Origin of the sequence: Vibrio sp. Vb1026, from assembly GCF_033338745.1 — a bacterium.
Taxonomy (GTDB): domain Bacteria; phylum Pseudomonadota; class Gammaproteobacteria; order Enterobacterales; family Vibrionaceae; genus Vibrio; species Vibrio alginolyticus.
Window position 1 is genome coordinate 1 of sequence record NZ_JAWOTH010000002.1, and the last position, 18,843, is coordinate 18,843.

Sequence of the window (18,843 nt, forward strand, 5' to 3'; positions counted from 1 at the left end):
TCGGTGGCAATAATTGGGAAATCAATCGTCAGGCTGTCACTGTTAGCTGCATGGTCAATCGGGCCTTGCAGCGTAAAATCGTAAGTGCCATCTGTTGCTACGTTTAACGTGAATACCGGATTGCCGTCTGCGGTCGCCACATAAGTAAAGCTGCCGTCGCCATTCTCGGTTTCCACCAAGGTAATCGCCTCACCTTGAGACGTTAGCCCCGCAACAGGATCAGCCGTTGAATCCAGTTGATAGCTCACCACTCGGTCAGAGCCTTGAATAGTGGTAAACGCGCCTTCAACGAACACAGCGTCAGTTTGGTCTGAGCCCACGCCGCTAAGGTCATCTTCATCGACACTCAACGCATCCACCGCTGTGATGGTCGGTACATCATCAACAATCGTGACTGGAATGGTTTCAGTAACGGTGTCGCCATCGAAGTCGGTTGCGATAATTGGGAAGTTGAGTGTCAGCTCATCACTATCCACCGCGTGATCAATTGGCCCTTCTAGCGTGAAGTTGTAAGAGCCATCAGTATCTACTGTCAGAGTAAATACTGGGTTGCCACCCGCAGTCGCTTCATAAGTGAAACTACCATCACCATTTGCGGTTTCTATCAGTGTGACAGCCACGCCTTGCGATGTTAAACCGTCCACTGGTGTTGCTGAAGCATCGAGTTGGTAGCTCACCACTCGGTCAGAGCCTTGTGTGGTAGTAAAGTTGCCATCAATAGAAATTGGATTGCTTTGGTCTGAGCCAATTGACGCTAGATCATCTTCATCAACCGTAATGGTGTCGACGTCGGTAATAACAGGCTTATCGTCCACGATTGTCACTGGGATAGTGGCATTTGTGGTGTCGCCATCAAAGTCTGTTGCGATGATTGGGAAGTTGAGTGTCAGCTCATCGCTATCTACCGCGTGGTCGATTGGACCTTCAAGCGTGAAGTTATAGCTACCATCAGTATTCACCGTCAGCGTAAAGACCGCTTCACTACCCGCTGTCGCCTCGTAAGTAAAGCTGCCATCAGCGTTTGCGGTTTCAGTCAGCGTAACTGCCACGCCTTGTGATGTAAGGCCGTCAACTGGTGTTGCAGAAGCATCAAGCTGATAGCTCACCACTCGGTCCGAGCCTTGTGTGGTGGTGAAGTTGCCATCGATTGAAATCGGGTCAGTCTGATCTGACCCAATCGTGCCTAAGTCATCTTCATCAACGGTAATCGCATCGACATCGGTAATAGTCGGCTTATCATCCACGATGGTGACTGGGAGCGTTTCTGTGGTGGTATCACCATCAAAATCCGTCGCGATGATTGGGAAGTTCAGTGTCAGTTCATCACTGTCTACCGCATGGTCGATTGGACCTTGCAGCTCAAAACTGTACGAGCCGTCGGTATTCAAAATTAATGTGAAAACTGCGCTGCCATTTGCCGTTGCGCTGTAGGTGTAACTGCCGTCTGCATTTTGCGTTTCGGCAATGGAGACGGTCTGACCTTGAGATTGCAGGCCATTTAAAGGATCAGCGTTTACATCCAACTGATACTGTACGACGCCATCAGAACCCTGAGTCGTCGTGAACTGACCTTCAACCAGCGTTGGCTGTGATTGGTCAGAGCCTACCGAACTTAAGTCATCCTCATCGACGGTAAGAGCAACAACGTCGTTAATGGTTGGCACATCATCAGCAATGGTTACCGGTAGAACAAGTGAACTGGTGTCACCGTCAAAGTCCGTTGCGACAATAGTAAAGTCTAAAGTTAAGCTATCGCTACCAACAGCATGATCGATTGGACCTTCAAGGGTAAATGAATAAGAACCGTCAGGGTTCACTTGTAAAGTGAAGATAGCATCCCCTTCTGCTGTTGCAGAATAGGTAAAGCTGCCATCTGGATTGGTTGTTTCCGTCAGAGAGAGAGATCGACCCTGAGATTCCAACCCATTGAGTGGATCAGTACCGCTCTCTAATTGATAACTTACAACACGGTCTGAGCCCTGAGTCGTCGTGAAACTGCCTTGCGCGAGCACAGAGTCGCTTTGATCGGAGCCGATGCTTGATAAATCGTCTTCATCGACCGCTAGTGCCTCAACGCCATCAATCGAAGGAACGTCATCTTGAACTTGAATGACAATTTGCGCTGCTTCTAGTGTGTTCGAACCGTCGGTAATAGAGGAACGGTCACCATCCGCATCTACCGCGTAAACTGGCAGTGAGAAAGTAAGCGAGTCATCGTTAGCACCCGTATGGTCAAGTTGTTCATACAAGTTGAATTGGTATTCGCCCAATGCAGGTGCATCAATCGCCACATCAAATACGGTAATACGCACACCATCCAGCTCGATGAAGCCTTCGTAAGTACGTACGCCGTTACTCTCGGACGCTAGTTCTAATTGAACAACTTGCCCTTGAGATTGGAGTTCTCCACCAACATTAAACTCTGTAGGTTCCAACTCATAGTGATCAATGATATCACTTCCGACCGCTGTCGTGATCGACCCAGTCCCACTTGTTACTACCGCGCCTTCCTGTGAACCTTGGTCAACACCCGCCTCGTCTAAAGACAACCCCGTCACGTTTTCAATCACTGGATTATCGCCATCAAGGATGGTCATCGTAAAGGTGTTGCTTGCCGTATCTTGGTCATAGTCGACGATTGTGGTTGGTAAAGAGAGCTCAATCGTATCTTCACCGTTTGTTTGTTCTAACGGCTTAAATTGCTCAAATTGGTAGGTACCATCAGTATTCAGACTGATGGTTAAGACGGTTTCATTCGAGCCAGCAATGGACAAGGTGATAGTACTGCCGTCTTCAGAGAGTACCGCTTCTGTCGCCTGATTATCACTCAGTAGGCCATCGAACTGACTAAGTCCTTCTTGATTAAACGTGACCGTTGCCAATTGATCACTACCAATATCAACAAAGGTGCCAGTAATTGGTGTAGAAGAAGATTCAACGTTTTCAAAAGTAACGTTTTGCGGCGCAGGATCATCGCCATCAATAACGGTTGTCGTAAAATCGATAGGCGCTTGAATGCTGTTACCACCAATATCTGCACCTGTAATATCAAAAGCAATATTGATTTGATCACCGACGATCGATACTTGGCCATCAGCAACAGACGCAACATGGTCAATACCCTGGCTAATCGTGGTAACGACTTCTAACTCTAAATCACGGCCTACAGATGTCGCTTCGATCTCGATACGAAGCACTTCGTTACCTTCTTGAGTACCGATAATGGCATTTTGCGCTTCGTCATAAACGAACGCCACTGGCTGACCACCAGAGGTAATATCACTGTTAAGCTCAGTCAACAAAGACTCTAAAGAAGACGTTTCGGGTACAAATGAAGCAGTATCAAGTGCGAGATCCCCTGCTTCAACCAGCACACTAGACGAAATGGTTTGCGGGTAGCTTGATAGAGAAATTGAGCCTTCTGTTACGCTAGATTGCAGTGACTGCCCACCATCAGCAAAAATCGTGACATTCAAACCGTCATCTTCGTCGCGATCATCTTCTCCGCTGCGAGTCGCAGACGTTTCAAAAAAAGTAGAAGCGAGTACTTCCGGGTTATTATATTCAACCGTCACGTAGCCAGCATTAGCCGAGCCTTCAGCACCTGCGCCAGCAGCTGTTGCTTCTAAGATAGCGGTAGGGTCAGCTCCGTCTAAAATAGCTTGCTGGATAGCGGCAATATCGTTGGCGTCGAAGTCAGCACTTCCAATAGCCGTTGGGTCAAAAGTCACCAAGCCATTAACTGGAGATTGTACCAATACTGGTTCTAACGGTTCAGAAGAAGGCACAGGAAGACAAGCAACACAATTTGCATCGACCAGATAAAGCTCATTATTTATCTGTACGTCGAGAGAAGCATTATTTTCTGTGATAATAATCTCGCCAGGTCTTAACTCATCCCCCGCTTTTATGACCTTAACGTTTCCATCCAGGCCCAAAACCAAAACTTCACCTTTGACAGCATTTACAATCGCGCTCTGCGGTACCGTGTGCGTACTCATCTGACCTCCGCTAATGGCTTACGTTTCCCATTAACCTTTTTAGATAATTTCTTATTAATTTAGTGCGGCATACTGCACACCTTTATACGATTAAACTAAGTATTGAATCATTAAACAATCGATAAATACCCTACTACCAAGCAACATAAGTAAAACTTACTCGTAGTCACAGAAATGTGACACATGTGCTGACGCGTAGATATCGAATAATTATATGAAATTGATACCTTATTCTGATTAAGTGTAGTTGTTTTAAGAAAAGAAGAGAGATGAAATCATTCAGCTAAACGCCAGACTGCCGGTTGCGATCAATAATGGAAGAAAAGCAATGAGAATGTTGTATACACCGGAGCGTGATGACATCTTAATCAATATCGGTGACGAAAAAAACGTAACGATTAAATATTGAACAACATAAATTGCAGGACAAAATGCAACGATAAAAAAGTGGCTTACGATATGAATCCCCGCACACCACGAGTTCGGTTTTGTTCTGATATACAGCAAAAAAAACACGAGCAAGCTAATAATAAAATACATAAACACAGCACTTGAAAATAATTATCATTTTCAATCATATGTAAATATTCCCTTACTTTCAATGGTGTTTGAGCTATTAATGTCATCGTTATTATCAATCAACACAATAAGTAAAATTATCAGTAATTCCAGTCCTAAACGTTTGCGTAATCGCTAACCTTCTCTTAACCTTGATTTGAGGCTTTTATCACGGTTTTTCCATTGATATAGTGCGTCCATACAACAAAAAAAGACCATTCGAGGCATGGAGCTTCCTCATTAATCTCAAGATGAGAAGAATTGGTACCGACAAAATTCGGCAGATTTTAAGAGGGTCAAAAAATGGACATGAATATGGTTGAGATTTTAGGTTATGCAGCTTCAATCATGGTCGCTATTTCGCTAACTATGAAAGATATTGTTAAGCTTCGTATCCTTAACTTTATTGGTTGTGCGCTATTTACTGCTTACGGACTAATGATTGATTCTTGGCCTGTAGTACTAACTAACGGTTTTATTGCTTGCGTTAACATCTACTTCCTAGCAAAAATGCAGCAGGAAAAAAAAAGCCTAGAGCCTGAGAAAGCGCAATAGCATTCAAACAATAAAAGCCCGCAAATCATAAGATTGCGGGCTTTTGCTTTTAACATTCCCTTTCTATCACAGCATCCTTAAACGAGCGCTAACGAACCCAGCTAAGTGCTAGTGTTTCTCGACGAGAAAACATGTCCACATGCGATGAAATGATCGCCTTCACCGTATTCAGTTTCTCTTCTGAATCCGCCTCACAGGTTATAGTTAAGCTAGATGCACAAAGGTTAAACTCAGCTTTTCCCGTCGGAAATGTCACCAAACCGCTATTTTCATTCCAAGTAGCAGGAACTTTTCGTCCAAAATGCCGACAAAGCGTCACTAAGTATTTGTCAGCGTGTTCGCTATCTATTCGGGTGCTTTCTTTAATCATGAACTTACTCGTTACTTTGAAACGTCCTATGAAGAACCTTGTTAGAATTGATAAGCTGCAGAGAGCTTGAAGTTGCGACCCGGCTCGTAGTCATCAAGCGTGAAGCCACGTGCAGTCCCCGAACGAGACGCATGAGAGCTGTACAACTCGTCAAATACATTATCAATACCAAAGGTCACCGACAGCCCATCAATATCAGACGGCACCCATTGAGCGTATAGATTATGCACATCATAACTTGCTTTCTTTGGCTGACCATCAAAGACGTTGTCTTCCTCTAGAACAAACATTGAGTTCCACCCGAAGATCGTTTCTAAAGCGTCTGACTGGTAATCCAAAGTTAGAGCAATGCTATCACCCATATCAATGCTACGCCCATTGCCCCCAGCAACAGGACCACCAGTATTCTTGTTTTTGGTGTCCGACTTAGAGTAAGAAAGTTTGCTGTTAAACTTGTCGTAACCATAAGAAGCACTTGCTTCAAAGCCTTTAATCTCAACATCACCTAAGTTGTAAATCAGGTAAGTTTGAGTCGCGTTTTGGTACTGATCTGCAATGTAATCATCAATTTCCGTTTGGAATACCGTAATATTCGCCCCAAAGAAATGCTTATCAAAGGTTTTATCAAAACGAACACCACCCTGCGTGTTCAATCCCGTTTCTGGCTTTAACCCATCCTCTAAAAATGCAACGTCTTGGTAAGCAATAAAGGTTTCCATTAGCTCTGGACCTTTAAATAGAGAGCGTGCACTCGCAAACAACGTCCAATCTTGCGTCACCGCCCATTCTGCTGCTAGAGCCCAAGTCACATCATCATAATTACTGTTTCCTGTCTCAGCTTTGCGTTTGTAATCATCAAAGCGCATACCTGCAGTAATAAAGAAGGCATCAGAGAAGAAGAACTGATCTTCTACAAACAGTGCGGTTGAAATCGCCGATTCGTCCATAAACTTACGACTACCGTAGTAACTCGAAGACGTTTTATCCATGTAGTCGAAGCCATAAGTGACTCGATTATCAAACTCACCTAACATAACATCTGACTGGAATTTGCCATTCAAACCAAAGTTTTGGTTTTTGGCGGTGTTCTTTGATAAACGGTTCGAGGGCCAACGAGGCGCCATCACCGTTTCGTCACGTTTAATTTCTGTCTCGGTATTATAAAGAGTGACGTTTCCTTGGTGTTGTTCGCCTCGCAACTCATAACTCAAGGTAACGGTATCGCGGTCATAATCCGTAGGGATAAGTAACTTGCTCGAAAGGCTATTATTTGCACTACCCGACATATCAGGACGCGGACTGTAATCTCCACTGTCTCGGTACATGTCATAAGAGAGCTCAAAACGATGGATGTCATTTAGTTCATACCCCAGCTTAGCCAGAATGTTGTAAACATCACCTGCAGCACCGTAGGTTTTATTGCCATTACCATCTTCAAAATCATCACGCGTAACGTAATGGCCATAGACCATCGCATCAATGTTTTCGGACAAAAGTCCGTACAGTGTCAACGAACCTTGTTGGTTGTCGTTGGATGCATAGCCGCCATAAACACGCGCACCAAACTTTTCATCGTAACGAAGTAAGTCACGAGCGTCTTTCGTTTCAAAGTAGACCGAACCGCCTAACCCGTTTTGAGTCACAGAGTTATTACCTACCTGAATGTCCGCAGATTTGAGAATGTCAGGGTTCAACGTCAAGTTACCAATATGATGGAACATGCTCGCATGCTGAGAAGCACCGTCAAGACGAATGTCCAAATCGGTTTCGCTCAAACCACGAATCGTAATACGTTGATTCACAGAGTGTGTTCCACCAACATCTACACCGGGAATATCGCGCAGTAAATCAGACATATGATCCGCTTGCTTCAGTGACATGTCGTCCGCAAACATCGACTCAGTGTTGCTGGAAACTTTCGTTCCCCATACAACGACCTCTTCAAAATGTGACTCAGTATCTTGAGCTAAAACAGGGGTTGATAGCGCCATTCCCACTGCAAGGCAAAGGCTTGAAAGCTTGATAGGTGAACAAGCAGGGCTTTCCATAACTTCATTCCTAAATATTAATGATAATAATTCTCAGGTATAATAAGCATGAGTTTTATAAATACAAAGGCGATTTGGTTATGCGAAATCGCACAAGTGTTATGAGGAAGTGTCAAATGCAGGAAGTCACAACAAAACGAACTAAAATTGCCAAGATAGCTTTAACCCAAAGACTAAAGGCGACAGAGAAACAATGGATTGTCACGCAAGGCCAACCTTGTCAAACTCAACTGGCCGAAGGTAAGTTCCTATCATATCAGTATAATGATCAAATTTTTGTTCATGGCGGGCGTTGTCTAGAACTTATTGATTCGAATATTGTTTCTACTGCACACGCCTCACTGCTGGTCACTATTCTTTTAGAAGGTAGACTCTCGTTTGGCTACGACGATTTGCAATTTGATTTAGACGCGAGCGACGGCCCTAAGGGTGTAGTGGTGAACTTACTCAAACCTGCAAATTTTCGTCGTTCACTGCTCAAAGATAACCTCATTAATAAGATCAACATATTGGTTAAGCCCCAATGGCTAGAGGCCCGCCTTGAGCAAAATTGTAGTCATCGAGCCTTTTTTAACTCTCATCAGGCGTTTCAACAGTTGGAGCCTAACCAGACGCTATGCGAGTTGGCCGAAACGTTAACAAATAGAGAAACACCGCAAGAGTTCCAAGAAAAGCTAGAGGTCGAAAGCTTGATCTATCAAATATTACATCAAGCCACCAAGCAAATTCCTAAGAATTTCAGTGCTAAAAACAGCAGTATTGAACGACACATTGATGGTCGAATTGAGGATATTGTCAGCTATATTGAAACTCACCTTGATCAAGAACTACGCTTGGAAAAGTTGGCGAGCCAATTCTCAATGAGTGTTTCAAACCTGCAGCGTCGATTTAAACAATCACTCAATATGACCATAAACGGCTACATTCGTTTTCGACGTCTTGAGATTGCTAGGCAACATTTGGAACGTGGCCTAGTGACAATAACAGAAGCCGCCTATGAAGCCGGATACCACCACCCTTCTAACTTCACTTATGCCTTTAAAAAGGCATTTGGTGTGCCACCACATGAAGTGATTAAAGAGTAAGGGGACTCTAGGTAACTGACTGTTATTTAGGAGTGTCTTATCCACAACATCGGTATATACTCGCCTTAAACGTTATGGAGGTTAAACATGAATATTGGTGCCGTCGCGAAGCTCACTGGGCTTTCATCTAAGTCGATTCGATTATATGAAGACAAAGGGATCATATCTCCACCAGCGCGTAGCGACTCTGGCTATCGCGAATATTCAGATAATCATATTCAAGAGCTTAACTTGGTATCACGCGCAAAAAGCGCAGGCTTTTCGTTGCAAGAATGCAAAGAGTTCGTACAACTTGCTCATAACCCCAATCGCAAAAGTAGCGAAGTAAAAGCAAGAACCATGGACAAACTGAGAGAGGTTGAAGAAAAAATTGCACACCTCATGGAGATCAAAACGCAACTTGAAGGTTGGGTTTCTTCTTGTCCTGGAGATGCAGAGAGCCGATGCCCAATCATAGACGAGCTCACCAAGTAAGCCCGCCTATCTATTGATCTCGTTAAAAACGAACTAGCTCGCTTAATGATAAGTACACATGCGCTTACCGTTTAACTCTATGATGTTAAATGGCGTTTCATAGATGTCCTCTAGCGTAGACGCTTGAATAACATCTTCAACCGCACCACTCGCCACAACTTTACCTTTCTTAAGCGCCAATATGACATCTGAGTAACACGCCGCGAAATTAATATCATGAATCACGACCACCATGGCTTTATTCATGTCATGGGCTAACTGCTGCACAACTTTCATGATCTGAAGAGAGTGTTTGATATCTAAGTTATTAAGAGGTTCATCAAGAAAGACATAATCTGTATCTTGTGCAATCACCATAGCAATAAATGCAAGCTGTCGCTGACCACCACTTAATTCATCCAAGTATTTGTCTTGAATATCTTGCAAATCTAAGTAGTCGATCGCTTGTTCTATGACCTCATGATCTTCTTTAGTCAGATTTCCTTTAGAGTATGGGAAACGACCAAAAGAGACTAACTCTTTTACGGTAAACCGCATTGTAATCGAGTTAGCTTGGCGAAGTACTGCCAGTTTTTTCGCTAGCTCTTTTGTGTCCCATTCCGCGATTTCCTTGCAATCAATGATAACACTACCGTCATCTCGCTCCGTTAAGCGCGAGGCCATAGATAACAGCGTGCTCTTTCCCGCGCCATTTGGACCGATAATCGATGTTACCTTGCCCTTTTCAAACTGAGTATTGGCCTCGTCTACGACTTTGTTTGAACCGAAAGCCTTCGTTAATTTATCTATTACTATCATATTTATACAACTTTGTTTTTCAGCAGCAGGTATAAGAAATACGCACCGCCGATAAAGTTAATTACGACACTCAACGTCGTCTCAAAACTGAACACGTTTTCGATTATCCATTGCCCAGCAAGTAGTGAACTTATGGATAGAAACGAACATCCGACCAATAGCGTTTTATGTTGGTAACTTCGGAACATTTCTCGGCTTAAGTTGGTCACTAGTAAACCAAAGAACATGATTGGCCCTACCAAAGCCGTAGAAATAGCAATCAAAACCGCCGAGATAATAAACACATTTCTCGTCACTTTAGGTACATCAACACCCAAGCTTTTCGCATTGTCTTGGTCGAGCCAAAACACATCTAAAGTGCGATGCATCCTAAACAACAACCAACATGCAAACATCAAAGCCGGAGCACTAAAGTAAACCAAGTTCACTTTGACATTATTGAAACTGGCGTACAGTTTCGACTGAACAATTGCATATGTGTTTGGGTCCATCAGCAAAGAAAAGAATGACGCCGCATTGGAAAATAGCTGACCAAAGATCAAGCCGACCAATAGCAACGTAATCAAGTTCTTGCTTCCTTTTGAAAAGTAAAACCCAAACAGCAGTAGCGAAAACGACACCATTACAATTACTGCAATCGCGAAATTGACGTACAAGTTAAGAACTAAGGTACTCAACCCACCAAAAATCAACACGATCAAAATTTGGGTTAACACATACAGCGCATCAAAACCCATGATACTTGGCGTTAAAATTCGGTTGTGCGTAATGGTTTGAAATACAAGTGAAGACTGAGCAATGGCCACACCCGCTAGCACTATCGCCAATACTTTAGGAACTCTACGAGACAAAAAATATTGGTAGTTGTCAGCCGTTAGCCCAATACCAATAAACAGACACGCGAAAAGAATCGCAATGCCACCTAGCAGCAGGATTTTCGTTGAATCACGCATGTTGCTTACCTCGCAACAACATAGCGATGAATACCACGCCACCCAATATGCTGATCACGATAGAGATTGGCATTTCATGAGGGAAAATAATTAAACGACTCACCAAATCGCAACACAACACTAAAATGGCCCCATACATGGCCGTAAGCGGAATGTTCTTTTTGAGGTTATCGCCATAAAAGTGACTCACGAGATTCGGTACAATCAGCCCCAAGAATGGCAACTGGCCAACAATCATCACGACACTTGCTGACATGATGGACACCAATAGCACGCCAATCGTCACAACCTGCTGATAATTCAAACCCAAGTTAATCGCGAAATCTTTTCCGATACCTACGGCAGAGATCCTTGCGGCAAAAAGATAGCTGAGGATAACCATTGGTACCGCGATGTACAGCAGTTCAAAATCACCACGCAAGATGTTGGCGAAGTTTGCGACTGTCCAAGCATTCAGACTTTGAAGTGCATCATATTTGTAAGCGATAAACGTAGTCATGGATTGGATGACATTGCCGAAAATAATCCCGACAAGAGGCACAAAAACCACGCTCTTAAATTGAATGCGCTGAATAAAGAAAACAAACGCTAGCGTCCCAAATACCGAGATGCCGAATACGAGCCAAAGGTGATTATCATTACCAAAGAAAACCACGCTCAGTACGTAGCCCAACATGGCACATTCGATCGTACCGGTTGTAGAAGGTGCAGCAAATCGGTTCTGGCTGATTTGCTGCATGACAAGTCCCGCAATACTCAAGCCAGCACCAGCAAGCAGTATGGCAAATAAACGTGGTATACGGCTGGTAAAGAAAAGCTCTAATGCTTTCTCATCACCTGAAAAGAGTTGTTGGGGCGTCATGTTTGCCACCCCAACAAATAACGAAACCGTGCTTAAAACCACAAGGGTTAGCAATAACTTCTTCAAAGTTAACCTCTGCTATCTTGGATTACAGTTCAACGGTTTGCTTTATCTCACTGACCATTTTTTCTGTTGCTGTCACACCAGACATCGACAAGTACCACGCGTCCACATCTAAATAAGTGATTTTATGATTTTTATATGCCGCAGTAGCTTTGACTAAGTCGTTATCCATGGATTTACGAATATCGTTATCCGGCGTACCTGTCAGAGAATTTCGGTCAACCACGAGAATATTTTTCGGGTTAGCTTCACGAATAAACTCATAAGAAATGACATCTCCGTGAGTGCCCGTTTTCACGTGCTCAACCGTTTCCAAGAAGCCAAAGTCGTTATAAATGACGCCAAATCGCGACTGGGCACCAAACGCGCTGATGTTGTCACCCATGCTCAAAATCGTTAATGCATCATTTTTGTTCGATTGGTTGTAGTCACGGATTGCTTTGAATTGAGCATCTAGCGCTTCAATTTTCTGCTCTACTTTTTCTTCGATATTGAAGATCTTACCAATATTGCGCCATTGCGCTTGCGTGCCTTCCCAATAGCCTTGGTTCTCTTTCGCCGCAAAAACAACTGTAGGGGCAATTTCACTCAGCTCTTCATATTTCGCAGACGCTCGCGGACCAACCAAAATCAAATCCGGTTTTTGCATGTAGATGGTTTCAAAATCAGGTTCAAACAAACTACCCGCAGAGGTGTAGTTATCTTTGCTGTATTTTGAAAGGTAACTAGGAAGATTAGAAGAGTTAGATACTGCAACAGGATCGATACCAAAGTTGTCCAGCGCATCTAGCGGGCCAAAGCCAATCACAACCACACGCTCTGGGGATTGTTCTAGCTCTGTTTGACCCATGTAGTGGTCAATCACAACTTTAGCAGCGAAAGAAGGAGAAACAGTAAATAACGACAGCATAGCCGCACCGACGAATTTTTTCATTTTGTTAAGCCTTAATGAGATCTATTATCATACGCGTTCGCAATATAACGCTACTCTTTAATGCATTCAACAAAATTTAAGGTACTTTACATTAGTTACGTTTACTCAAGACTTAGATATATCAAAGACTTATAAAACCCATCAGTTCCAATACCTGGGCGTATCATTCATGCGCTTCAATAAACGCTTTGAGTGCCAGCTCATCAATAATCTCCAAACCGTTGTCCGTTTTTGTAATCAATCCCTTTTCAATCAAGTCCTTAACTGCACGTCGATAGACTCGGCCTGAGGTACCAAACCGCTCAGCCTCTTGGTTCACTTTATCAAAACCACCAAGCAACTTATCCGTCTGATTACGGACGAGAAGATCATAGGCAATGTTGTAAGTAATGGGATGCAACAAACGATTAGTGTAGATATCCATGGAGTCTTGATAATCCTCAGCCAATGCTGAAGCGAAGAACACCATCATTTGGGGATGATTTTGCAGTGCTTCGGTTAGTTTTTGGATACAGATAACATCAACCTGCATATGTTCATCTGCTATCACATTCCATTGACAAGGAGTCTGAGTGAAGAACTCCATTTCACCATAAATATGATAGTCGCAGTTAGCTTCCCCTAATTGAAAACGTCGTCCATTTGCGGCCAATATGTTCATCGAGACTCGACCTACTGGCACAACATACAAGTACTGAAGTTGCTCACCTTGGCGGAGAATTGCTTCCCCAGCATCAAAGTAACGCGAATTTATATGGCATTGATAAATCAAATCGCGAAAGGTGGCACTCTTTTCTTCAAGGTATGTTTTGAAGCGACCAGTCGGATAAGGGCTGATTTTCATTTTCTGCTCTCTCAGAAAAAGTTACGGACAACTATTTAAGGTGGATTGTACCCCGTAACTCCAAATAAAAAAGCGACAGTGACCTGTCGCTTTACATCTATTCTGTTTATGTGACTTACTGAGATAGAGACTGGCTAACGCTGAGCAACCAAGGCTTCTAATGCCGTAATCGCGGCACTCTTCTCACCTTGCATCATTACTTTGGCTTCATCAACGTACTGACCAACACCTTCTTTCACATCTTGTTGATACAGCACCACGTTGTTTAATATCGAAGCCACATGAAGGCCTCGTAGTCGACCGACCGTAAACAGCGCAGAGGTTTCCATATCGGCACCTAAGATGCCTTTCTTGTTCCAATGTTGGCATATTGCATCTTCGTCATCGGTATAGAAACTGTCGTGAGAACGCACCACACCAAAATGATAATGCACTTTTTGCATCGACAAGTAACGCTCAACTTCCTTTAACAGTGAAAAGCTTGCGTAGGCTGGATAAGACGAATCGACATACGCTTTAGAGCCGCCCTCATCTCTTACCGCGCCTTCGGCAATGATCAACTCGCCAAGATGAATGCCTGATTGCATTGCCCCCGCCGATCCAACGCGTACCACATGAGTCACACCGCACTGTTTTAGCTCTTCCACTGCGATGATCATCGATGGCGCACCTATACCTGTACTACATACTGAAACAGGTTTGCCTTTGTAGTTGCCGGTAAACACACGGTACTCGCGGTTTTCCGACACCATTTCTGCATCATCAAATAATGCCGCGATACGATTCGCTCGATCTGGCTCGCCGCATACAATAACGAGGGGAGCGATTTGTGTTTCATCCACTCCGATATGAGGTTGTTTGGCCATTTTTCGTTCCTTACGCAGCAGCGTGCGCTAAGGTTTTATCGCCATTGCGCTTAGCGCTACGAGCCCACTCACGCGTGCCATTGGCAGCGATGAACATAAGAATCGCGTACTGAACAGACATTGCGTAAACACCTTGCGTCGCGTAGATACCCACACTGATAATGTTAATCACGACCCATAGAATCCAGTTTTCGACGTATTTACGTGTCATCAGAATTTGTGCAACCACAGAAAGCACTGTCATGGTTGCATCCCAGAACGGGAACGCGTCAGGCTCAAGCACCGGTTCAGCCAAGCCAGCACCAAAGAGATTCAAGCTATCAACAGCAATGTTTGCTAGCGCAAAGAAAAATGGGTCGATATAGATCGTTAATAATGCGATACATGCAACGCTAATAGAGGCAGTAGTAATAAGTTTCTGTTTATTTAACCAGCGAACTTCCAGCGTTTCACCTTGTGCGTTTGGACGGGTCCACGCATACCAGCCGTAAATGTTCGCACAGAAGAAAAACAATTGAAGAAGCAATAATCCGTATAACTGAATTTGAAAAAAGATAACGGCAAAAAGCGTGACATTCAGCAAACCGAATAAGTAGTTGATGGTTTTTTCTTGGCTGGCCAACCAAATGCAAAGCAGTCCAAAAACTGTACCGAAAGCTTCGATCCAACTCATTGCGTAGCCGTCGCCGATCGGAATGTTAACGAGAGTATTATTAATATCGAGTAAGGCAAAGAGGTCCATAACATGTCCTTTATTATTTTGTTTGGAATACGCTTATATTAGAGCGTGATCCCCAACAAAAAGGAGGACATTTGTCCTCCTCTTGATGCACTCGATCATAAATCAGATTCATTACTTACTTGAAAGTACCTATTTATCTCAATTATTCATTCCAAATGAACTAGGACTCGTGTCCTAGGTAGCGCTTTTTGAACGTCGATGCTGACGCGAACAGTAAAGTCGAAGCAAATGTAAACACCACGCCAGCCAAGTATACATACTCTTCATTCGCAAGTAGTTCATAAACACTCACGACAAACACCGTTAATACTAGTGAAATATTGAAACGGTGAAACCACGGCCTCTTTACTGAATACTGTGCATATCTCTTAACTAACATAAAGATTTTCCATTCATCTCAATAATTTATAAATCTAATTATAGGCTTTATTAATAATAAGCTTTTTAAGCACTATCGACACGAAATCTTTCGAGTTACTCGCAAAAAATCACACTTTTCAAATGTTGAGTTAATAAATTCGAACATCTGTTTTGCATGCTTATTTATTTTTTAGCCCATTTTTTTATAAATTATATGCACTAAATTTGTTAACCATGCGTTTGTTTTTAATTAAGAGAAATTCGTCACACTGTTGCGTACAACCAATGTTGGTTCCAGTTGAACGACTTGAGCGTCGTTAGATTTGTCGTCCAGTCCTCGGACAAGAGTCTCAACGGCAGCCTGCCCCAAACGGTACTTAGGCTGATGAATGGTAGTTAGCGATGGCGACATAAATTTCGCGATATGGATGTCATCGTAACCAATAATGGACAGGTCGTCCGGCACTTTAATACCGAGCTCATTTGCGGCGTTAATCACACCCATCGCCATCATATCGTTAGAGACGAAAATCGAGCTGGGTAATGCGCCACGCTGAGCCATTTTTTTGAACGCTTGATACCCACCCTCACATTCGAAGTCCGATTCAATGATCCAATTGGCATTAAATTCCAAGCCCGCTTCGTTCATTGCTCGCTTATAACCTTCGTATCGCATTTGCGCTTGGTGTTTAATCAAAGGGCCAGTGATGCACCCAATTTCGGTATGGCCGCAATCAATTAAGTATTTCGCCGCTAAGTAACCGCCACGAAGTGAGTTGTCTTGGATTTTATCACTTGTAAATAGCATCGGCCCCCAGTCCATTACCACTACTGGGATATCTGGGTAACGCTCAAATACATCGATACGCTCTCCTTCTAGCGACGAACACATCAAAATCAAACCATCGACACGCTTTTGCAATAGCGTATTAATGGATTGACGCATACGTTCGTTATCACCCTCGGTGTTACATAAAATGAGGCTGTAGCCTTTTTGGTAGCAGCTGCGTTCGACGCCTTTTACGACTTCGCCAAAGAATGGGTTGGTTGAGGTTGTCACGAGCATACCAATGGTTTTGGTACGATTAACTTTGAGGCTACGCGCCAACGCAGAGGGCGCGTAGTAGTTAAGCTCTTTTGCGGCATTGTTAACGCGTTCAGAGATCTCTTCGCTCACAAAACGCGTCTTGTTAATAACATGGCTCACTGTTGAAGTGGAAACCCCTGCCAGTTTTGCGATGTCTTTCATCGTCGCCATGTTACTACTCCTATTTTAATGAGGCATTGTGCGCCTTATTGTTCAGCGAGAAACGCGTCCACCTCTTCGCGGGTTGGAATCGACGTTTGCGCGCCAAAGCGGGTCACAGAAATTGCAGCCGCCGCATGTGCAAACTTAATCGCTGATTCTAAAGGTAAATCTTCTAGGAGACCAGTGACGAATGCCCCATTAAATGTATCGCCCGCTGCGGTAGTATCCGTCGCTTCAACGCGGAAACCCGAGATGATTTCGCCTCGACCGTTTTGGCTTAGCCAAACGCCTTTTGCACCGAGTGTGATCATGACAATTTCTATACCTTTACCATGTAGCTCATTCGCCGCTTCTTGCGCGCTTTCGTTGTCTGTTACAGTAATACCTGTCAGAACTTCAGCTTCCGTTTCATTTGGTGTAATCACGTCAATGCAAGACAGTAATTCATCTGACAGTTCGCGAGCTGGCGCTGGGTTCAGAATGACATTGGTTTTGGCATCTTTCGCTACACGCGCAGCTTTCTCAATGCCGCACATCGGCGTTTCCAATTGCATTAACAAGTAATCTGCTTGGCGAATACGCTCTAAATCTGGCTCAATCGCTTCTGCTGTCAGTTTGGCGTTTGCTTCAGCTGAAATGCAAATGCTGTTCTCACCACTGTCCGACACTTGAATCATCGCGATACCTGTCGGGCAATTTGGCTGCATCTTCACACCAGTGATATCGATGCCGTCCATTTTGAAGTTTTCGCGAATGTTAATGCCGAATGAGTCGTCGCCCACACAAGCGATAAAACCTATGTCTGCATTTAATCGCGCCGCCGCGACGGCTTGGTTGGCACCTTTGCCACCTGGGATAACTTGATAGTTGCGACCATGCAGCGTCTCGCCTGGGCGAGGGAAAGAAGGCACTTGAAGAACATGGTCAGCGTTTACACTACCTAACACCACTAACTTATTCATACGGTTATCCTCGGTTCTGAATGAACCCTTTTTAAAAACTGTTTAGGAAAATACATTAGATGACTTTAACTTCTCTTCCTGATGAAGGAGTCTCGATAAAAAGCCAAAGGCATCTATACCCCACACTTTGCAGTATTTTGGGTAAGTTTGCCCTCACCTCCTAAACGACAGATATAAACGGAGGAGAGAGCAAAAATTAGGATGATTTATTGAACTTAAAACTTACTTAGTGACTACTTTTAGTGGTACTGGGATGTACTCTTCTACTTCTTCACCTTTCAAAACTTTGTCAGCCGTTTCAACACCTAAAGCACCGATAAGGTCTGGTTGCTGAGCAATAGTTGCCGCTAGTTTGCCACGGTTAACTGCTGCAATGCCGTCTTCCGTACCATCAAAACCAACGATAACGACATCTTTGCCAGAAGCTTGAACTGCGCGAAGTGCACCTAGCGCCATTTCATCATTCTGTGCAAATACCGCTTGTACATCCGGGTTAGCCGCTAGCAGATTTTCCATTACGTTTAGACCTTTCGTGCGGTCAAAGTCAGCCGGTTGGCTAGCAAGAAGATCCATATCGCTGCCCTTCACGGCATTCATAAAGCCTTCACCGCGCTCACGCGCTGCCGATGTGCCCGCAATACCTTCAAGTTGAATGACTTTTGCTTTTTCGCCGACTTTTTCCATGATGTAGTGGCCTGCCATTTCACCACCAATTACGTTGTCCGACGCGATGTGACTCACGACTTCACCACGGCTTGCACCACGGTCTAATGTCAACACAGGGATCTTAGAACGGTTCGCCATACGAATTGCATTAGACACTGCATCAGAATCCGTTGGGTTGATAAGAATTGCTTTTACGCCGCGAATACTTAAATCCTCGATGTTCGACAGTTCTTTACTCGGGTCATTTTGCGAGTCCAGTACAATTAAGTCGTACCCCAATTCTTTCGCTTTTGCTTCCGCACCGTCTTTCATCGTTACGAAGAACGGGTTGTTTAGCGTCGAAACCACAATCGCCATGGTATCTTGAGCTTGCGCCGCTACCGATACGGTTGAAGAAAGAAGTGCAGCAGAGATAAGAGTTGCAAGTTTTTTCATCGTTCTAGTCCTTTGTGT

17 protein-coding genes are annotated in these 18,843 nt (G+C 43.9%); 3 read left to right on the forward strand and 14 right to left on the reverse strand.

Translation table 11 applies throughout. The features are described from left to right. On the reverse strand, window positions 1-4,001 hold a 4,001-nt coding region (locus R7E47_RS04010; protein ID WP_318083828.1), incomplete at its 3' end, for a retention module-containing protein. An 861-nt stretch (window positions 4,002-4,862) separates the two neighbouring features. Between R7E47_RS04010 and R7E47_RS04015 the strand changes: the two genes are divergently transcribed. Further along, window positions 4,863-5,114 (forward strand): YgjV family protein, encoded by a 252-nt coding sequence (locus tag R7E47_RS04015; RefSeq protein ID WP_005376619.1) that lies wholly within the window; start codon window positions 4,863-4,865, stop codon window positions 5,112-5,114. An 88-nt stretch (window positions 5,115-5,202) separates the two neighbouring features. Here the strand turns inward: R7E47_RS04015 and R7E47_RS04020 are convergent, their stop codons facing one another. Both R7E47_RS04020 and R7E47_RS04025 read right to left on the reverse strand, forming a co-directional pair. Further along, a complete protein-coding gene (locus R7E47_RS04020; RefSeq protein WP_005376622.1) occupies window positions 5,203-5,484 on the reverse strand; it encodes a DUF2218 domain-containing protein in 282 nt (93 codons plus the stop codon). A gap of 41 nt (window positions 5,485-5,525) precedes the next feature. Then, a complete protein-coding gene (locus R7E47_RS04025) occupies window positions 5,526-7,532 on the reverse strand; it encodes a TonB-dependent siderophore receptor (protein ID WP_054574638.1) in 2,007 nt (668 codons plus the stop codon). A gap of 116 nt (window positions 7,533-7,648) precedes the next feature. On the opposite strand from R7E47_RS04025, the gene R7E47_RS04030 reads away from it, so the two are divergent. Both R7E47_RS04030 and cueR read left to right on the forward strand, forming a co-directional pair. Then, entirely contained in the window at window positions 7,649-8,617 is a 969-nt protein-coding gene (locus R7E47_RS04030) for a helix-turn-helix domain-containing protein (protein ID WP_053349178.1), read from the forward strand. An 87-nt stretch (window positions 8,618-8,704) separates the two neighbouring features. Further along, complete coding sequence (gene cueR / locus R7E47_RS04035) at window positions 8,705-9,091, forward strand: Cu(I)-responsive transcriptional regulator (protein WP_005376627.1); 387 nt, start codon at window positions 8,705-8,707, stop codon at window positions 9,089-9,091. A gap of 42 nt (window positions 9,092-9,133) precedes the next feature. On the opposite strand, the gene vctC is transcribed toward cueR, so the two are convergent. The 11 genes from vctC to rbsB form a co-directional block, all read right to left on the reverse strand. Next, entirely contained in the window at window positions 9,134-9,889 is a 756-nt protein-coding gene (vctC, locus tag R7E47_RS04040) for an iron chelate ABC transporter ATP-binding protein VctC (protein ID WP_064376629.1), read from the reverse strand. Between the two features lie 2 nt (window positions 9,890-9,891). After that, complete coding sequence (gene vctG / locus R7E47_RS04045; RefSeq protein ID WP_005376631.1) at window positions 9,892-10,842, reverse strand: iron chelate uptake ABC transporter permease subunit VctG; 951 nt, start codon at window positions 10,840-10,842, stop codon at window positions 9,892-9,894. Further along, a complete protein-coding gene (vctD, locus tag R7E47_RS04050; protein ID WP_017820306.1) occupies window positions 10,835-11,770 on the reverse strand; it encodes an iron chelate uptake ABC transporter permease subunit VctD in 936 nt (311 codons plus the stop codon). Before vctD ends, vctG begins: the two co-directional genes overlap by 8 nt. A gap of 22 nt (window positions 11,771-11,792) precedes the next feature. Next, window positions 11,793-12,701, reverse strand: coding sequence for a siderophore ABC transporter substrate-binding protein (locus tag R7E47_RS04055; protein WP_005376635.1), 909 nt, complete (start codon window positions 12,699-12,701; stop codon window positions 11,793-11,795). 163 nt (window positions 12,702-12,864) lie between these two features. Beyond that, window positions 12,865-13,545 carry a Crp/Fnr family transcriptional regulator gene (locus tag R7E47_RS04060; protein ID WP_064376631.1) on the reverse strand — a complete coding sequence of 227 codons (681 nt, stop codon included), beginning with the start codon at window positions 13,543-13,545 and terminating at the stop codon, window positions 12,865-12,867. Between the two features lie 134 nt (window positions 13,546-13,679). Further along, complete coding sequence (locus R7E47_RS04065) at window positions 13,680-14,411, reverse strand: nucleoside phosphorylase (protein ID WP_017635382.1); 732 nt, start codon at window positions 14,409-14,411, stop codon at window positions 13,680-13,682. 10 nt (window positions 14,412-14,421) lie between these two features. Next, the gene (gene pnuC, locus R7E47_RS04070; protein WP_064376632.1) at window positions 14,422-15,153 is read right to left on the reverse strand and encodes a nicotinamide riboside transporter PnuC; all 732 of its coding nucleotides are present in this window, start codon (window positions 15,151-15,153) and stop codon (window positions 14,422-14,424) included. Window positions 15,154-15,313: 160 nt separating this feature from the next. Continuing rightward, the gene (locus tag R7E47_RS04075) at window positions 15,314-15,532 is read right to left on the reverse strand and encodes a hypothetical protein (protein ID WP_005499106.1); all 219 of its coding nucleotides are present in this window, start codon (window positions 15,530-15,532) and stop codon (window positions 15,314-15,316) included. A gap of 231 nt (window positions 15,533-15,763) precedes the next feature. After that, a complete protein-coding gene (locus tag R7E47_RS04080; protein WP_053304493.1) occupies window positions 15,764-16,771 on the reverse strand; it encodes a substrate-binding domain-containing protein in 1,008 nt (335 codons plus the stop codon). A 35-nt stretch (window positions 16,772-16,806) separates the two neighbouring features. After that, window positions 16,807-17,724 carry a ribokinase gene (rbsK, locus tag R7E47_RS04085; RefSeq protein WP_053304494.1) on the reverse strand — a complete coding sequence of 306 codons (918 nt, stop codon included), beginning with the start codon at window positions 17,722-17,724 and terminating at the stop codon, window positions 16,807-16,809. A 222-nt stretch (window positions 17,725-17,946) separates the two neighbouring features. Then, the gene (gene rbsB, locus R7E47_RS04090; protein ID WP_005373143.1) at window positions 17,947-18,825 is read right to left on the reverse strand and encodes a ribose ABC transporter substrate-binding protein RbsB; all 879 of its coding nucleotides are present in this window, start codon (window positions 18,823-18,825) and stop codon (window positions 17,947-17,949) included. Window positions 18,826-18,843 lie beyond the last annotated feature (18 nt).